The organism is Microvirga splendida (assembly GCF_016427565.1).
Classification (GTDB): Bacteria; Pseudomonadota; Alphaproteobacteria; order Rhizobiales; family Beijerinckiaceae; genus Microvirga; species Microvirga splendida.
On record NZ_JAELXT010000020.1, the window covers coordinates 63,339 to 79,168 of the forward strand.

Below are 15,830 nucleotides of genomic sequence, written 5' to 3' on the forward strand. Positions count from 1 at the left end.
ATGCCCCTGTATTTCGCCTATGGGTCCAACATGGACCGGGCTGCCATGCTGCAGCGCTGCCCGGCCTCGAAGCCGGTCGGCATCGGCCGGCTCATGCGGCACCGCTTCGTCATCTTCGATGAAGGCTACGCCACGGTGGTCCGCGACCCGCAGAGGGCAGTCTGGGGCATGGTGTGGGATCTGGCGCTCGCCGACGTGCCGGCCCTCGACCGCTACGAGAGCCTCTCGACGGGCCTCTACACCAAGGTCATCCAGCCCGTCGTGACGGCCCAGGGGCCACGCCGGGCGGTGGTCTATGTGGGCCGCAGCGCCAGGCCCGGCACGCCGCTCCCGGGCTACATGGAGGGCGTGGTCGAGGCCGCCCGGCATGCGGGCCTGCCGGAGGACTACATCCGGAGCCTGGGCGTGTGGCTGCCGAAGGGCGGGTCTGCGACGCAGACGCCGGCACCGCAGGAGGCCAAGGTCCGCCCGCTCTGGAGCGCACCCTCGGGCACCCTCCGCAAGGCTCGTTGAGGCCAGCTCTGGAGCTCAAGAACCTCTGCCGTGTGCAGGCGTTGAAGCTCCAGATGTTGCACGCGACGAATGCCGCCGAGGAATGATGGCCGACAACCGAACCCTCCATGTCCTGATCCATGGCCGCGTCCAGGGCGTGGGCTTTCGCGCCTGGACCCAGCACCTGGCGGAACTGCACGGCCTCACAGGCTGGGTTCGGAACAGGCGGGACGGCTCGGTCGAGGCCGTGTTCTCAGGCCCGGCCGACCTCGTCGCGGTGATGCTGAAGGCCTGCCATCAGGGGCCGGCCGGAGCCCTTGTCGAGAGCGTCGTTACGATCGACGGCGGCGATGCGGATCTCGACCTGCCGGAGCGGTTCGAAATCCGGCGAACGGCCTAGGTCTTCTTGGGCGCGGCGGTCTCGATGGGGCCGCCCGCCTCCTTCCAGGCTGTGAATCCGCCCTCCATGTGCGCCACCGGCTGCAGGCCCATGTCCTGTGCCGTCGCGGCCGAGAGCGCCGAGCGCCAGCCGGCGGCGCAGAAGAACACGAAAGTCTTGTCCTGGGCAAAGACCGGCTTGTGGTAGGGGCTTTCCGGATCGATCCAGAACTCCAGCATGCCGCGCGGGCAGTGCACCGCGCCGGGAATCCGCCCCTCGCGCTCCAGCTCGCGCGGATCGCGCAGGTCCACGAACACCACGTCCTCGCGCCCATGCAGGGACAGGGCCTCTGCGACGGGCAGGGTCCTGATCTTCGCATTGGCCTCGTCGAGCAATGTCTTGTAGCCGCGGGTGATGGTTTGAGGCATGACAGGTCGTTCTTCCGCATTGAGCCCTTCAACAAACTGGGCATGATGACGGCGGAGTCAACGGGGGATCACGGGTGCTCGGCTTCACCAATCTCGACTACGCGGCACTGGCCTTCTTCTTGATCGCGTGGTTCGGCTACCACGCGGCGCTCGAGCTCACGCCGGCAGGCCAGAAAAGCCTCAACAGGGTGATGGACCGGTACCGCTATCGCTGGATGGAGCAGATGGTGGTGCGCGAGAACCGCATCGTCGACACGACCATCCTGGCCTCGCTCATGAACGGCACGGCGTTCTTCGCCTCGACATCGCTCATCGCCATCGGTGGCGTGCTGGCGCTCCTACGCTCGACCGATGCGGTCCTGCCGCTCTTCGCGGACCTGCCGTTCGGCGCGCAGCCGACGCGGATTGCCTGGGACGTCAAGGTCGGGGGCCTCGCGGTGATCTTCGTCTATGCCTTCTTCAAATTCGCCTGGTCGTACCGGCTCTTCAACTACATGGCGATAATCGTTGGGGCCGTTCCGGTGCTGGAGGAGGGCCGCCGCGAGGAGGCGCTCGCCGTCGCGCGTCAGGCGGGTGCCATGAACGCGGTGGCGGGCAAGCACTTCAACCGGGGCCAGCGGGCGTTCTTCTTCTCGCTCGCCTATCTCGGCTGGTTCGTGAGCGGCTATCTTTTCATGGCCGCGACCGCCGGGGTGCTGATCGTCATGTGGCGGCGCCAGTTCCTCTCCGATGCCCTAGACGCCGCGATGAGGCAGGCCGATGCTTAAGACAGCGACACCCGAGGAACTGGAAGCCGCGATGCTCGGGCTCCTGCAGGAGCGGGGCCCCGGCAGGACCATCGGGCCCGCCGACGTGGCGCAGGCACTCGGCGGCAACCAGCCGGATGGGTGGGGGCCGCTGATGCAGCCGGTGCGGAAAGTGGCCGTGCGCCTCATGAAGGAGGGGCGCGTCGTCATCCTGCGCAAGGGCCGCCCGGTCGATCCGGACGATTTCCGCGGCACCTACCGGCTGGCGCTGCCGTCTGCGGAAACCTGAGGGCCGGGAAACAGCCGCGTGGTGCGCCCAGAGGCGTAATAGGCGATCAACCCCGCCCATTCCTTAGCGCCGATATCGAGCCGCCTCAGGCCCTCCGAGATGAAGGCGAAGGGGCCGTGCACGCGCGATCCACCCCCGGTGCGGAAGTCCACCGGATAGGGCGTAACCGGAAACCCAACCTTCTCGAACACGCCGACGGCGCGCGGCATGTGCCACGCCGACGTCACGAGAAGCCAGCGCTCGCCCTCGGCAGGCCTTGCCAGTTCCTTCGAATAGACGCCGTTCTCCGCAGTCGTCCGGGAGCGGTCCTCGACCAGGATGCGGGCAGGGTCGATGCCGATGCTCTTGAAGTAATCCGCGATGATCGGTGCCTCGGCGGCGCCGTCACCGAAGACCGTGCCGCCGCCGCCCGAGATCAGGATGCGGGCATTCGGGTAGCGATGGGCGAGCTGAGTGGTGTCGAGCACGCGCTCAGCCGATTCGTTGGCCACAAGGCTGCCCCGGGCCTTCGAGTCCGCTGCCTCGACGGCACCGCCGAGCAGGATGATGCCGTCGACAGACCTGCCGTCGTCCCGGAACGGGGCGAAACGCTCCTCCAGCGGCAGCAGGATATAGCTGGCAACGGGCAGCAGCCCCAGGGCGATGGTCGCAAGCGTAAAGGCGAGGCTCAGCGCGATGCCAAGACGGCGCAGCCGCTTGAACAGGCTAAGGACCAGCCCGAGCAGAATGAGGCTGAGCAGCAGATTGGATGGCGTGGTGAAGAACCACGCGATTTTCGAGACGTAATAGAACACCCGCCAGCCTCATTCTCGATGCTACCAGCATTTCCAGCCCAAACCTCATCCTGAGGAGCCGCTGCAAGCGGCGTCTCGAAGGAGGATCCAGAGAGCACTGGAGACGCCCTGATCCTTCGAGACGGCCACTGACGTGACCTCCTCAGGATGAGGGCTCTGGTTAGGACGTAAGCCTTACGACTTGTTCAACTCGGCCTCGTAGCGGGCCTTGGTCTCGGCGTTGGGCGGGTACAGGCCGGGGAGGGGCACGCCCTTCTCCACCTCGCGCATGACCCACATCTCGTAGTGCTCCTGCGCGACGGCCGCCTTGGCGACCTCCTCGACCATCGCGGCCGGAATCACCACGACGCCATCCCGGTCGGCGACGATCACGTCGTCCGGGAACACCGCGACGCCGCCGCAGCCGATGGGCTCCTGCCAGCCCACGAAGGTCAGGCCCGCAACGGATGGAGGGGCGGACACGCCCGCGGACCAGACCGGCAGGTTCGTGCCCTCGACGCCGACCGCATCGCGAACCGCGCCGTCCGTTACGAGAGCCGCGACGCCGCGCTTCTTCATGCGGGCAGTGAGGATGTCGCCGAAGACGCCCGCATCGGTGACGCCCATGGCGTCGATCACGGCGATGCAGCCCTCCGGCATGTCCTCGATGGCCGCCCGGGTGGAGATCGGGGAAGCCCAGGATTCCGGCGTCGCCAAGTCCTCGCGGGCGGGCACGAAGCGCAGGGTGAAGGCGCGTCCGACCATCTTCTCCGACGCATTGAAGGCTGGCATCGGCCCCTTCATCCAGCAGCGGCGAATGCCCTTCTTCAGCAGCACGGTGGTGAGTGTCGCGGTCGAGGCGGCCCGCAGGGCGTCGGCGATGGCTTTGTCGAGGGTCATGGGTGTTTCCCTGAGAATGGATCAGGCTTTCATAACGGTCGGGAGCCTGCAGGGCCAGCGCAACAAGCGCTTCGCGACCGCATGCCTGCCGTGCATCAGTCGCGATCGGGCGCGCCGAGTGGGAAGTAGGGACGGTAGGGCCGGGCCTCGTCCACCGCCCGTGCCATGGACGGCCTGGCAAGGAGCTTCCGCCGGTAGTCGCGGACGCGCGGAAACCTCTCGTTCATCGGGTGCGCCCAGTCGGCATAGAAGAGGGACGGGGCGGCGGCGCAGTCGGCAAGGCTGAAAGCGGCGCCTGCGGCCCACTCATGGCCTGCCAGCGTCTCGTCGAGCCAGGCATAGGCCTTGTCGAGCATGGATCGCGCCTCGGTGACCCCATAGGGGTCGCGATCCTGCTCCGGGCGGAGGCGGTCGAGGACGATCTTCTGCATCGGCGTTGCGATGTAATTGTCGAAGAAGCGATCCATCTGCCGGACGTCGAGGGCCTCGCGCGGGTCGGCCGGGATCAGCCGCACCGGACCCGGATGATGGAGCTCCAAGTGCTCGATGATGATGCTGGCCTCCAGGATGGTACGGCCGCCATCGACGAGGACGGGAAACTTCTTGATGGGCCAGAGAGCCTCCAGCTCGGCACCGTTCTTCGCATCGTCGAGCGTCAGGTACTCGAACGGGGTGTCGTTCTCATACAGCGCGATCAGCACCTTCTGGCAATACGAGGAGAAGGGATGGGCGTAGAGCTTCAGGGTCATTGCCGTCTCGCGGGTATGAATCCGTTCCTGACTGTAAACAGTCTTTCCAGAAGGGAAAGATCCGGGGCACCCGCGGCAGGCTCGACCTACGAACGGCCGGGACTGTGCCCGGCCGTTGCATTGGAAGCTTGATCAGGCGGTCTTGGCGAACAGCTCGCGACCGATCAGCATGCGGCGAATCTCGCTGGTGCCGGCGCCGATCTCGTAGAGCTTGGCGTCGCGCAGCAGGCGGCCCGTCGGGTAGTCGTTGATGTAGCCGTTGCCGCCGAGGAGCTGGATGGCGTCGAGAGCCATCTTCGTCGCGTTCTCGGCCGCGTAGAGGATCGCGCCGGCGGCATCCTCGCGGGTGGTCTCGCCCCGGTCGCAGGCCTTGGCGACCGCATAGACATAGGCCTTGGACGCATTCATGGTTACGTACATGTCGGCGATCTTGCCCTGCACGAGCTGGAACTCGCCGATGGCCTGGCCGAACTGCTTGCGCTCGTGGACATAGGGCAGCACCACGTCCATGCAGGCCTGCATGATTCCCGTCGAGCCTGCCGCCAGAACCGCGCGCTCGTAGTCGAGGCCGGACATGAGCACGTTCACGCCCCGGCCCACCTGGCCGAGCACGTTCTCCTCCGGCACCTCGCAATCCTCGAACACCAGCTCGCAGGTGTCGGAGCCGCGCATGCCGAGCTTGTCGAGCTTCTGGTGGGTGGAGAAACCCTTGAAGCCCTTCTCGATCAGGAAGGCGGTCATGCCGCGCGGGCCTGCCTCCGGGTCGGTCTTGGCATAGACCACGAGAGTGTCGGCGGTGGGGCCGTTGGTGATCCACATCTTGTTGCCGTTGAGCACGTAGCGATCGCCGCGCTTCTCGGCCCGGGTGCGCATGGAGACCACGTCCGAGCCGGAGCCCGGCTCGGACATGGCAAGGGCGCCGAGATGCTCGCCGGAGATCAGCTTCGGCAGGTAACGGCGCTTCTGGTCCTCGTTGCCGTTGCGGCGAATCTGGTTCACGCAGAGGTTCGAGTGCGCGCCGTAGGAGAGGCCCACCGACGCGGAGGCGCGGGAGATCTCCTCCATGGCAATCACGTGCTCGAGATAGCCGAGGCCCGCGCCGCCGTATTCCTCCTCGACCGTGATCCCGTGGACGCCGAGCTCACCCATCTGGGGCCAGAGGTCGCGCGGGAACTGGTTGGTGCGGTCGATCTCCTCGGCGCGCGGCGCAATCTTCTCCTGGGCGAAGTTGGAGACGGTCTCGCGGATGGCGTCGGCAGTCTCGCCGAGATCGAAATTGAAGCCCTTGGCGGCATTCGGCAGCATTGATTCCTCCCCGTTCCACTCGTGACCCGGAAGGGTACGCGATGGATCGTTTTTGTCGCGGACCATTTTGGTCAGCAATGCTGCCCTTATCAAGGTCAGGGCATCAAGAAAAGTGAGGCGCCGCCGCCGGGCGCACAATCGGTCCTGGCCGACAAAGAAAAGGCTCCCGCACGATCCGTGGGGAGCCTGAGCCTTAACCTGGCATCGAGAGTTACTCGTCGATGCTCGCGGTCTGCACCGCGTCCATGTCGCGGCAGATGCCTTGCGGCTTGAGGCGGCTGTGGTCACGCGGGTCGCAGGCGCTGGCGACGAACATGCGCCACTGGTTCTCGGTGCCGTAGAAGGCGTTGCGGTCCACGTCGCCCTTCACGCCGGGCACGCGGCCCGTCGTCGTGAACTGCCAGAAGGTCCAGCGGCGGTTGTTGTAGCGCACGTGGGGCTCGGCGGCGGTGCTGCGGATCCAGTAGGGATAGTCGTTGAACTCGCCTTCCAGGATTTCCTTATGGAAGGTGATGTCGGTGTAGATGATCGGCCGCTTGCCGGTATGGGCCTCCATCTCGCGCAGCATCAGGTCGATCATGGCAAGGGCCTGCTCTCGCGGAACCTTCTTCGGGCAGTTCACCGACTGGCCGTTCCATTCCACGTCGAGCACCGGGGGGAGGGCGTCCGGATCCGCGGGCACATTCCGCTTGAACCAGGCCGCCTGCTCATGGGCTGGGCGGCACCAGTAGACGAAATGATAAGCGCCGCGCGGAACACCCGCTCTCCTGGCGGCCTGCCAGTTCTCGTGGAACTTGCTGTCGATGTGATCGCCGCCCTCCGTGGCCTTGATGAAGGCGAACTTGGTGCCGGCCCGGCGCAGCGACGCCCAGTCCACGTCGCCCTGCCATTTGGAGATGTCGACGCCGTGGATGGGCAGCCTGTGAGCCGTGGCGACGCCATCGTGCGGACGGGCATCGCCCTTGGTCGGGTAGCGGCTGGACGAGGAGGGGGCGATGGCGCAGGAGGCGAGGCCCAGGGCAACAGCCGCGAGGGCGCTGAACCGGGCGATTCGAGCGAACGTCGTCAGGCCAGAGTTCTTGGAACGGCTGGGGGAGCGGCGGCGAGTCTTCATCGGTTCAACTGTATTGTACGCGGGACTGGATCACACCAGGGATGACGCAAGAGCGTTAACAGGCCCTTACGGGAGAGGTGCGAAACAAGCTTACAGGTTGAACCACGCCGTTGCGATGCCCAGAAAGGCGAAGAATCCCACGATATCCGTGATGCTGGTGACGAAGGGGCCGGATGAGACGGCGGGGTCCACGCCCATCCGGTTGAGGGTCAGGGGCACGAAGATGCCGCCGAGCGCCGCGAAGAACAGGACCGTGACAAGGGCGAGGCCGATCACGAAGCCGATCTCCATGGACTGAAACCAGAAACCCGCCAGGGTCCCCATGATGACGGCGAAGACCATGCCGTTCAACACGCCGACCGCCGCTTCGCGGCGGATGATGCGCCAGGCATTGGCGCGCCCCAGCTCTCGCGTGGCGAGCGCACGCACGGCCACGGTCATGGTCTGGGTGCCCGCATTGCCGCCCATGGAGGCGACGATGGGCATGAGGATCGCCAGTGCCACCATCCGCTCCAGCGAATCCTCGAAGAGGCGGATGACGCTCGCCGCCACGAAGGCCGTGCACATGTTGGCGAAGAGCCAGGGGAAGCGGCTCCTCTGGATGTAGAGGATGGTGTCGGAGAGCTCTTCGTCCGATTTCACGCCGCCGAGCTGCTTGATATCGGCATCGGCCTCTTCCTCCAGCACGTCCACGATGTCGTCGACCAGGATGGTGCCCACGAGCCGGCCGCCCTCGTCCACCACGGCGGCGGAGACGAGGTTGTAGCGCTCGAACAGGCGCGCCACCTCCTCCTGGTGCTGGGTGGCCTCCATCCGGTCGGGCTCGTCGTTCATGATCTCCTGGATCGTGACCGGGCGCTTGGAGCGCAGGAGCCTGTCCAGGGGAACCGAGCCGAGCAGGTGAGCGGCGGGATCGATGACGAAGATCTCGTAGAAGGTCTCGGGCAGATCCGGGGCGTCGCGCATGAAGTCGATGGTCTGCCCGACCGTCCAGAAAGGCGGCACGGCGATGAACTCGGTCTGCATGCGCCGGCCGGCGCTGTCTTCCGGGTAGTCGAGGGAGCGCTGCAGCGCCACGCGCTCGATGGCGGGGAGCTGATCGAGAACCTCCGCCTGCTCGTCCTCCGGCAGGCTTTCGAGAATGGTGATGGCGTCGTCGGAATCGAGGTCGCGCACGCCCTCGGCGACGGTCGAGGTCTCCAGTTCCTCGAGGATCTCCTCGCGGACGGCCTCGTCCACCTCGGTCAGCGCCGCGAAGTCGAAGGAGGAGCCCAGAAGCTCGATCAGGCGGTGGCGGTGCTCGGGCTGCAGGGCCTCGAGCAGGTCGCCCATCTCGGATTCGTGGAAGTCCTCGACGAGCCGCTGCAGCAGGTCCGCTTCTGAAGCGTCGATGGCATCGGCGGCGGCGGCCAGGAACTCCGGATTGAGCTCGCCTTCCTCGTCCCGGAACGCCGGGATGACCGGCTCGGCCCCATCGGGGTTCGGAAGCAGCGTCTTGTCGTCGACTTCCTGCATGAGCCGTCCTCGGGAGATGGGTTGCCGGCCTTTTAGGTGCCTGCGCCAGCCAGCGCAATGCGCCTCAAAGGCTTTCTCGGAAAATCGCTTGTCGCCGTTCCTGCCCGCTTGAATCGGGCGCTCCAGGCAGGGACCTTGAGCCGCCGTCCACGCCGGGCAGAAACGGTCAACAAAAAAGGCCCCGGTGAGGGGCCTTTATGTCTCCAGCACGTGACGTGCTGAAAGTTGGTGCGGTCAAGAGGACTCGAACCTCCACGGGTCTCCCCGCTACCACCTCAAGGTAGTGCGTCTACCAATTCCGCCATGACCGCGAACTCGGTTCCAGGAAAGGTTTTCCTGAAGAGGTGGTCGCTCTAGCAGAACGATTGAACCGCTGCAACCCCCTCCATCGAGCTTGCGACGATTGAACGGCGCGAATGCCTCGGATGCCGGGAGGGGATAGGCGATAAGCTTCTGAAACGACTATATAAGCGAAGATCCCATGCGAGCGCAGGATTTGATCCTCGCTCTTGAAGGACCCAGGCGGCTGCCGTCCTGGATTCTGAGAAATTCAAGGTGAATCGGTGTCGAACCTGCGAGACAGCTTGGCCGCTCAATTTCATGCCGAGCCCGGCTCTGGGCCGGTGGAATGGGCCATTACGGACGGCCTCGTCGGCTATGAGGCGGCGGTCGCCTTCATGGAGGCCCGGACCGAGGCGATTGCCGCAGGTCAGGCCCGCGAGATGGTCTGGCTCCTGGAGCATCCGCCGCTCTACACGGCCGGCACCTCGGCGGACGTCGCGGATCTGGTGGATCCGGATCGCTTCCCGGTCCATCAGACGGGCCGGGGAGGGCAGTATACCTATCACGGCCCAGGCCAGCGGGTGGCCTATGTGATGCTCGACCTCAGGCGCCGGGCGCCGGATCTGCGCCGCTACGTGGCCGCCCTGGAGGCCTGGATCATCGCGACCCTCGACGGCTTCAATGTCCGCGGCGAACGGCGGGAGGACCGGGTCGGGGTCTGGGTGCGCCGGCCCGACAAGGGCGAGGCCGCGGAGGACAAGATCGCCGCCATCGGCATCCGGGTGCGCCGCTGGGCCACCTTCCACGGGATCAGCCTGAACGTGGAGCCGGATCTCTCCCACTTCTCGGGCATCGTCCCCTGCGGCGTGACCGAGCACGGGGTCACGAGCCTGGTCGATCTCGGGATCCCCGTCACCCTGCCGGAGGTCGACGCCGTCATGCGCGGCGCCTTCGAGGAGATCTTCGGGCCGACCGAGCGGGTGGAGACACCGTTGCTCCAGAGTCACGCCGCCTAGGATTTTCGCCTTCCATACGGCAAGGCTTCTCCTCAAGGCGGCTTCATGCTCTAAGCTGGGGCAAACGGCTGATCATTGGCGGAACCTTCATGCAACGTGCCCTCCTTGCCTCCCTTATCGCCCTGGCCGCTTCGGCCTGTGCCTACCGGCCCGAGCCGACGGAACTCGTGAAGATCGTCGATTCGCAGGTGGATATGCGTGCCTGCACGCGGTTGGGTGAGGTGAGCCCGGTCATTCCGACGACGTCCGGCCCCCATACACAGATCAATGTCGGCTTCGGCGTGACGCTCGGCAGTTCCACCTTCCGCCGCGCCACCGAAGAGATGCTGCAGGCGACCGTCGCCCTCGGCGGCACCCATCTCTACCTCCAGCAGGTCTCGGAGGATTGGCTGCTCGTGCGCGGCATCGCCTATCGCTGCGGATCGGGCGTGATCCGGCGAGAGGCCGTCATTCAGGCCAAGGGTTGAGGCCTCAACCTCCCAAATCCCAGTTGCACAGCCTCCCCGGTTCTAGCTACTGAGCGGTGAAGCCCTCCGGCTGTGCCGGGAAGGAGCCAAAACACAAGAACCAGGGAGACCGACGCCGTGCCCGTCATCGCCACCTCTGCCGATCTGACCTCGGACGCCGCGCGGGCGAACCGCGCCGCCTGGGCCGAACTCGCCCTGGATCTGCAGGCCAAGCGGCAGGCCGTGGCGGAAGGCGGACCGGCCAAGGCCCGGGAGCGGCATCTGGCCCGCGGCAAGCTCCTGCCGCGCGAGCGCGTGATGCGCCTGCTCGATCCCGGCGCGCCGTTCCTGGAACTCGGCGCTCTTGCCGCCCACGGCATGTACGATGACGCGATCCACGGGGCCGGCATCATCACCGGCATCGGCCGGGTCGAAGGCCGCGAGGTCATGATCGTCTGCAACGATTCGACCATCAAGGGCGGCACCTACTACCCGATGACGGTGAAGAAGCACCTGCGCGCCCAGGAAGTGGCGCGCGAGAACCGTCTGCCCTGCATCTACCTTGTCGATTCCGGCGGCGCGAACCTGCCGCACCAGACGGACGTGTTCCCCGACCGGGAGCATTTCGGCCGGATCTTCTACAACCAGGCGACCCTGTCCTCGCTGGGCATCCCCCAGATCGCATGCGTCATGGGCTCCTGCACGGCGGGCGGCGCCTATGTGCCGGCCATGTCCGACGAGACGGTCATCGTGCGCCGCCAGGGCACCATCTTCCTCGGCGGGCCGCCCCTGGTGAAGGCTGCCACCGGCGAGGTGGTCTCGGCGGAGGATCTCGGCGGCGCGGACGTGCATGCCCGCCAGTCCGGCGTGGCGGATCATTACGCCACGGACGACGTCCATGCGCTTGCCATCGTGCGCCGCATCGTCGGCACGCTCAACACCCGCAAGAGCATCGACATCGACGTCGCCGACCCGGTGGAGCCGAAATACGCCATCGACGATCTCGACGCGATCGTGCCGACCGATCTCAAGAAGCAATACGACATCCGCGAGGTGATCGCCCGTCTTGTCGACGGCTCGGAATTCGACGAGTTCAAGCGCCTCTACGGCACGACCCTGGTGACGGGCTTCGCCCGGCTGTGGGGCATGCCGGTCGGCATCATCGCCAACAACGGCATCCTGTTCTCGGAAAGCGCCCAGAAGGGCGCGCATTTCATCGAGTTGTGCTGCCAGCGGCGCATCCCGCTGCTTTTCCTGCAGAACATCTCGGGCTTCATGGTCGGCCGCCAGTACGAGGCAGGCGGCATCGCCAAGGACGGCGCGAAGCTCGTGACGTCGGTGGCCTGCGCCCAGGTGCCGAAGATCACTCTGCTGGTCGGCGGTTCGTTCGGCGCCGGCAATTACGGCATGTGCGGCCGCGCGTACTCTCCGCGCTTCCTCTTCACCTGGCCGAACTCGCGCATTTCCGTCATGGGCGGCGAGCAGGCGGCGAGCGTTCTCGCCACCGTGCGCCGCGACAACATCGAGGCCGAGGGCAAGTCCTGGAGCGCGGACGAGGAGGAGACGTTCAAGGCGCCGATCCGGGACAGGTACGAGCAGGAGGGCTCGCCCTACTACGCGACAGCGCGCCTGTGGGACGACGGCGTCATCCTGCCGTCGGAAACCCGCCGCGTGCTGGCGCTGGCCTTCTCGGCGGCTCTCAACGCTCCCGTACCGGAGACGAAGTTCGGCGTGTTCCGGATGTAGGGGGTAAATTCCGCTTCGAGATGAAGCCCTTCCTCATGGACCGCCTGCGCGCTGGTCCGCTGCAGTTGCCCGGCGTGCATGTCTGCTTAGGTTGACTTGGAGACCGCTCACGGGTTCGGCTTGCGCCGTGAGGTCCCCGGCCGGGTATTGCCTGCCTTCTGCTCCAATGCCTCGCTGCGGGCCTGCAGGGCCATGCCTTCCGCAATGGCCTTCTCGACCTCCTCATCGATCCGCCGGTACTTCTCCTCCTCGATGCGCTCCTGCTGCTCCTCGAGGGCGTCAATCGCAAATCCTGAGAGGCCGGTCGGATCGAGTGCGGATGCATGGCCGAGTACCGCTGAGGTGGCCTTGTGGCGGGCCTGAGTTCTCTGGGCGTCCTGAATGGCAGCCATAATGCCCGTTTCCTCAGCCTCCGGAGCGTTGGCGACGGGAGCGGCCGTCTGGGTGCACGCGGGCAGCAGCGGCAGAGCAGCGACGAGGAGGCTGGCGCGAAGGTGGCGTTGCAGTGGCATTTCCGGATTCCTGAAGATTCGGAAATATCATAAGCTCGCCCTTCAAAGACCTCTCTGAACGGAGAGGGTGTCAGAGGCGGTCGCGGATATGAAGGAAGGCATCACTCCCGATACATCTGAGCAGGCGCGCTGTTCTTATGCGTCTCACATCGAGCATTTGGCCGGTGTCCGGGATCCCCGGATAAGAAGGGCCTTCGAACAGGTTGCTCGCGAAGCCTTCCTGCCGCCACCGCCCTGGACCGTGATCAGCATGGGTCATGCGAGGCAAACTCGTGAAGTTTCGGACATCTACGATAATGTGCTCGTCGCCATTGACCGGCAGCGTGGCATCAACAATGGCGAGCCTGCTCTTCATGCGGCTTGGATCGATGCCATCAAACCGCAGCCGGGTGAGACCGTCATCCATGTAGGGGCGGGCACAGGCTATTATTCCGCGATCCTGTCCCTGCTCGTGCAGCCTGGCGGCCGCGTCGATGCTTTCGAGTACGAGGCGGATCTCGCGGCTGAAGCTCGGAGAAACCTGCAGGGTTACTCTCATGTCATGGTGCATGCGGCCTCAGCCTTCGGACGCGTCCTGCCCAATGCCGATGTTATCTATGTGAATGCGGGCGTACCGGCTCCGGATGTGGAATGGCTGCGGTCGCTCAATCCCGGCGGACGGCTGATCTTTCCCTGGCAGCCGCATAAGGATTGGGGCCCCGCAGTTCTGGTGACGCGCCAATCCGGAGGCTTCAGCGCCCAACCCCTGATGACTGTGGGGTTCATCTCCTGCAGCGGCACGAAGGAAACCACGTCAGTGGCGAACCGGCCGACGGAATCTGACCTTGGGACGGTTCGCTCCGTCTGGATTAAACGCGACCGGGCACCCGATGCAAGCAGTGTCGCCATTTACGAGGATGTCTGGTTTTCGTCCGAAAGAATCTGATTTTGATTCGAACAGGGCCGGATTGCCTCCGGCCCTGTTGAAGCGATGGTTTCGAAGCGAACTCTGCGCTCCTTGCGTCCCTACTCAGATCACGAAGAAGTCGTGATACTTGAGGGTGGTCTTGTTGGTGATGGTGGCGATCTTCACCTGGGCCTTGGAGCCGGTGCCGTCCTGGTCGTAGTAGAGTGCGCCGGTCTTCTTGTCGTAGACGATCCGATCCTCGGCATCCTGGGCCTTGTTGCCGGTGGTGAACATGTCGGCCTTAAATTTTTTGGGCCTAGATTCTGTTCCGGAACCCAGCTTGGTGAAGATCTTGTTCTCCAGGAAGATGCTGTCGGCCCGGTAGCGGAAGTCAGCGATCTTATCCACGTTCGCGCGTTTGTTCAGCTTGGTGTCGAACACGAACACGTCCTTGCCGGCCTCGCCGTAGAGCATGTCGTTGCCGTCCCCGCCATAGATCTTGTCGTTGCCAGCTCCGCCCCACAACACATCGTCGCCGGCGGCACCGTAGAAAACATCCGCGTACTGACCGCCCTTGATCGTGTCGGATGACGAACTCCCTACGAGGTTTTCGGAAGCGACGTCCGCAACGGCAATGGTAAGAGACTTCTCGAAGGTTGCCCCGAGTGAATCTCTGACCTGCACCTTGATCGTGTGGGACTGCGCCTGCTCGTGATCGAGCCTGATGCCATCCTTGACCGCGAGTTTGTTGCCGACGATCTCGAAACGCCCGCCCGCATCGTCGAGCAGGGTATAGGTAAGTCCTTGGTCCGTTACGAGTGCGGTTGCACCGAGATCGCCGACGGAAAGAGCAACAGGCGCTCCCTCGTTGACTTGAAGGGAGGAGAGAGAAAGATCCGTGGGTGTTGTCGGCCCGATCTTCTGGCCGCTCTTGTCGAACCGCTGCTGGTAGATCCCCAGCCCGGAGCCATCCTGATCATTCGCCGTCCAGGTCACCACCCAGCCGCCATCCGGCAGAGCTGTCGCCGAAGACAAGTGCTGGTCGTTATAAGCTGTGGTATTGACCCGGATTTCGCCTCCAACAGCCTGACCGACGGCATCGTAGCGCTGCTGGTATATGCCGAACATGTCACCATCCTGGTCGTAGGAGGACCATGTGACGACCCAGCCGCCGTCCGACAGGCTGATGGACTGAGCTCCCAGTTGGCTGTTCACGGTGGTGGTGTTGACCCGGACCTCGTTGCCCAACTTGTCGCCGGCGATGCTGTAGCGCTGCTGATACACCCCCTGGGATGAGCCGTCCTGAGCTTCAGAGGTCCATGTCACCACCCAACCGCCACTCGATAAGGCAGTCACGCTGGGCTGGCTCTGATGACCGGCGGTGAACGTGTTGACCCGGACCTCTACATCGACGGCCTCCCCGCTGGCGTTATATCGCTGCTGGTAGATGCCCTGACCGGAACCGTCTTGCGCCGAAGACACCCAGGAGACCAACCATCCGCCATCCGCGAGCGCTGTCGTAGACGAATAGTTCTGAAAGCTGTTCGTCGTCGTGTTGACGCGAGTTTCTCCACCGATGGCCTGCCCGCTGCTGTTGTAGCGCTGTTGGTAGATGCCATCTCCGGAACCATCCTGGTTGTAAGATGTCCAGGTCACCACCCAACCTCCGTCCTTCAAGGACGTGACGCGAGCATCTTTCTGATCGTTGGTTGTGGTGGTATTGACGCGTGTCTCGTAGCCGTACTCCAATCCACGAGGATTGAAACGTTGCTGGAAAATGTCGGTCGAGGTGCCATCGGCGCCGGGAGACTGCCAGGTAACGATCCAGCCTCCGTCCTTCAAGCCTGTGATCGATGGCATGCTCTGGTCATTGAGCGTGGTATGGTTGACGCGGATCTCGCCACCTTCCGGCTGACCTTTTGAGTTGTAGCGCTGCTGATAGATCCCGTAACCGTGTCCGTCCTCACCATTGGACATCCAGGTAACGACCCAGCCGCCGTTCGACAAAGTTGTGACGCTAGAGTAGGTTTGGTCGTCCCCTGTATAAGTGTTAACCCTGGTTTCTCCAGTTGCCAGTGTCTTAGTCATCTTGGTCTCCCTTCTATGTTGATCGTCGGACGTAAAGACGCGTTCGTCGCTCAGCTGTTTTGAGCGGCGTTTTTTCTGCCTGTTAAGACGAAGCTTGCTTCAAATTCTCAGTCGCTCTGTTTGCGAATGCGCAAGCGAGGACTGGCGAATAAGATGGATGCCTC

General features: G+C 64.6%; 16 protein-coding genes, 1 tRNA gene and 1 pseudogene. 8 read left to right on the plus strand and 10 right to left on the minus strand.

What is annotated here, in order from left to right; translation table 11 throughout:
- Both JAO75_RS17115 and JAO75_RS17120 read left to right on the plus strand, forming a co-directional pair.
- A pseudogene (locus JAO75_RS17115) lies at window positions 1-411 on the plus strand (gamma-glutamylcyclotransferase family protein); the annotation flags it as partial.
- Between the two features lie 187 nt (window positions 412-598).
- On the plus strand, window positions 599-892 hold the full coding sequence (locus JAO75_RS17120) for an acylphosphatase (RefSeq protein WP_199050352.1): 294 nt from the start codon (window positions 599-601) through the stop codon (window positions 890-892).
- Here the strand turns inward: JAO75_RS17120 and JAO75_RS17125 are convergent.
- Window positions 889-1,299: a rhodanese-like domain-containing protein gene (locus JAO75_RS17125; protein ID WP_199050353.1), complete on the minus strand. Its 411-nt coding sequence runs from the start codon at window positions 1,297-1,299 to the stop codon at window positions 889-891. The genes JAO75_RS17120 and JAO75_RS17125 overlap by 4 nt on opposite strands.
- Window positions 1,300-1,373: 74 nt before the next feature.
- Here JAO75_RS17125 and JAO75_RS17130 point away from each other — a divergent pair, with 74 nt between their 5' ends.
- Window positions 1,374-2,066 carry a DUF599 family protein gene (locus JAO75_RS17130; protein ID WP_199050354.1) on the plus strand — a complete coding sequence of 231 codons (693 nt, stop codon included), beginning with the start codon at window positions 1,374-1,376 and terminating at the stop codon, window positions 2,064-2,066.
- The gene (locus JAO75_RS17135) at window positions 2,059-2,334 is read left to right on the plus strand and encodes a DUF3253 domain-containing protein (RefSeq protein ID WP_199050355.1); all 276 of its coding nucleotides are present in this window, start codon (window positions 2,059-2,061) and stop codon (window positions 2,332-2,334) included. The genes JAO75_RS17130 and JAO75_RS17135 overlap by 8 nt, the downstream gene beginning before the upstream one ends.
- Here the strand turns inward: JAO75_RS17135 and JAO75_RS17140 are convergent.
- The 7 genes from JAO75_RS17140 to JAO75_RS17170 form a co-directional block, all read right to left on the minus strand.
- Window positions 2,301-3,128, minus strand: coding sequence for an ElyC/SanA/YdcF family protein (locus JAO75_RS17140; protein WP_199050356.1), 828 nt, complete (start codon window positions 3,126-3,128; stop codon window positions 2,301-2,303). The two genes, JAO75_RS17135 and JAO75_RS17140, sit on opposite strands and share 34 nt — an antisense overlap.
- Before the next feature lie 174 nt (window positions 3,129-3,302).
- Window positions 3,303-4,007, minus strand: coding sequence for a ribonuclease activity regulator RraA (locus JAO75_RS17145; RefSeq protein WP_199050357.1), 705 nt, complete (start codon window positions 4,005-4,007; stop codon window positions 3,303-3,305).
- 95 nt (window positions 4,008-4,102) lie between these two features.
- Complete coding sequence (locus tag JAO75_RS17150) at window positions 4,103-4,756, minus strand: glutathione S-transferase family protein (RefSeq protein ID WP_199050358.1); 654 nt, start codon at window positions 4,754-4,756, stop codon at window positions 4,103-4,105.
- A gap of 132 nt (window positions 4,757-4,888) precedes the next feature.
- Window positions 4,889-6,061: an isovaleryl-CoA dehydrogenase gene (locus JAO75_RS17155; protein WP_199050359.1), complete on the minus strand. Its 1,173-nt coding sequence runs from the start codon at window positions 6,059-6,061 to the stop codon at window positions 4,889-4,891.
- A gap of 211 nt (window positions 6,062-6,272) precedes the next feature.
- Window positions 6,273-7,175: a glycoside hydrolase family 25 protein gene (locus tag JAO75_RS17160; RefSeq protein WP_199050360.1), complete on the minus strand. Its 903-nt coding sequence runs from the start codon at window positions 7,173-7,175 to the stop codon at window positions 6,273-6,275.
- A gap of 90 nt (window positions 7,176-7,265) precedes the next feature.
- Window positions 7,266-8,690, minus strand: coding sequence for a magnesium transporter (gene mgtE / locus JAO75_RS17165; RefSeq protein ID WP_199050361.1), 1,425 nt, complete (start codon window positions 8,688-8,690; stop codon window positions 7,266-7,268).
- A 226-nt stretch (window positions 8,691-8,916) separates the two neighbouring features.
- A tRNA-Leu gene (locus tag JAO75_RS17170) sits at window positions 8,917-9,001 on the minus strand.
- Window positions 9,002-9,274: 273 nt separating this feature from the next.
- Here JAO75_RS17170 and lipB point away from each other — a divergent pair.
- From lipB to JAO75_RS17185, 3 genes are all read left to right on the plus strand, one after another.
- Window positions 9,275-9,988, plus strand: a complete 714-nt coding sequence (gene lipB, locus JAO75_RS17175; protein WP_246742574.1) for a lipoyl(octanoyl) transferase LipB — start codon at window positions 9,275-9,277, stop codon at window positions 9,986-9,988.
- Window positions 9,989-10,077: 89 nt separating this feature from the next.
- Window positions 10,078-10,455, plus strand: a complete 378-nt coding sequence (locus JAO75_RS17180) for a hypothetical protein (protein WP_199050363.1) — start codon at window positions 10,078-10,080, stop codon at window positions 10,453-10,455.
- Between the two features lie 117 nt (window positions 10,456-10,572).
- Window positions 10,573-12,180, plus strand: coding sequence for a carboxyl transferase domain-containing protein (locus tag JAO75_RS17185; protein WP_199050364.1), 1,608 nt, complete (start codon window positions 10,573-10,575; stop codon window positions 12,178-12,180).
- Between the two features lie 107 nt (window positions 12,181-12,287).
- Here JAO75_RS17185 and JAO75_RS17190 read toward each other — a convergent pair whose 3' ends face one another.
- Complete coding sequence (locus JAO75_RS17190; protein WP_199050365.1) at window positions 12,288-12,692, minus strand: hypothetical protein; 405 nt, start codon at window positions 12,690-12,692, stop codon at window positions 12,288-12,290.
- An 88-nt stretch (window positions 12,693-12,780) separates the two neighbouring features.
- Between JAO75_RS17190 and JAO75_RS17195 the strand changes: the two genes are divergently transcribed.
- Window positions 12,781-13,617 carry a protein-L-isoaspartate O-methyltransferase family protein gene (locus JAO75_RS17195; protein ID WP_210340311.1) on the plus strand — a complete coding sequence of 279 codons (837 nt, stop codon included), beginning with the start codon at window positions 12,781-12,783 and terminating at the stop codon, window positions 13,615-13,617.
- A gap of 84 nt (window positions 13,618-13,701) precedes the next feature.
- Here JAO75_RS17195 and JAO75_RS17200 read toward each other — a convergent pair whose 3' ends face one another.
- Window positions 13,702-15,666 (minus strand): calcium-binding protein, encoded by a 1,965-nt coding sequence (locus JAO75_RS17200; RefSeq protein WP_199050366.1) that lies wholly within the window; start codon window positions 15,664-15,666, stop codon window positions 13,702-13,704.
- Window positions 15,667-15,830: the final 164 nt, after the last annotated feature.

Excerpts from the sequence above, each read along its gene's own strand:
- JAO75_RS17155 (WP_199050359.1), bottom strand. The coding sequence starts at position 6,061 with ATGCTGCCGAATGCCGCCAAGGGCTTCAATTTCGATCTCGGCGAGACT.
- JAO75_RS17145 (WP_199050357.1), bottom strand. The coding sequence starts at position 4,007 with ATGACCCTCGACAAAGCCATCGCCGACGCCCTGCGGGCCGCCTCGACC.
- JAO75_RS17135 (WP_199050355.1), top strand. The coding sequence starts at position 2,059 with ATGCTTAAGACAGCGACACCCGAGGAACTGGAAGCCGCGATGCTCGGG.
- JAO75_RS17200 (WP_199050366.1), bottom strand. The coding sequence starts at position 15,666 with ATGACTAAGACACTGGCAACTGGAGAAACCAGGGTTAACACTTATACA.
- JAO75_RS17150 (WP_199050358.1), bottom strand. The coding sequence starts at position 4,756 with ATGACCCTGAAGCTCTACGCCCATCCCTTCTCCTCGTATTGCCAGAAG.
- JAO75_RS17180 (WP_199050363.1), top strand. The coding sequence starts at position 10,078 with ATGCAACGTGCCCTCCTTGCCTCCCTTATCGCCCTGGCCGCTTCGGCC.
- JAO75_RS17190 (WP_199050365.1), bottom strand. The coding sequence starts at position 12,692 with ATGCCACTGCAACGCCACCTTCGCGCCAGCCTCCTCGTCGCTGCTCTG.
- JAO75_RS17195 (WP_210340311.1), top strand. The coding sequence starts at position 12,781 with ATGAAGGAAGGCATCACTCCCGATACATCTGAGCAGGCGCGCTGTTCT.
- JAO75_RS17160 (WP_199050360.1), bottom strand. The coding sequence starts at position 7,175 with ATGAAGACTCGCCGCCGCTCCCCCAGCCGTTCCAAGAACTCTGGCCTG.
- JAO75_RS17125 (WP_199050353.1), bottom strand. The coding sequence starts at position 1,299 with ATGCCTCAAACCATCACCCGCGGCTACAAGACATTGCTCGACGAGGCC.
- mgtE (WP_199050361.1), bottom strand. The coding sequence starts at position 8,690 with ATGCAGGAAGTCGACGACAAGACGCTGCTTCCGAACCCCGATGGGGCC.
- JAO75_RS17120 (WP_199050352.1), top strand. The coding sequence starts at position 599 with ATGGCCGACAACCGAACCCTCCATGTCCTGATCCATGGCCGCGTCCAG.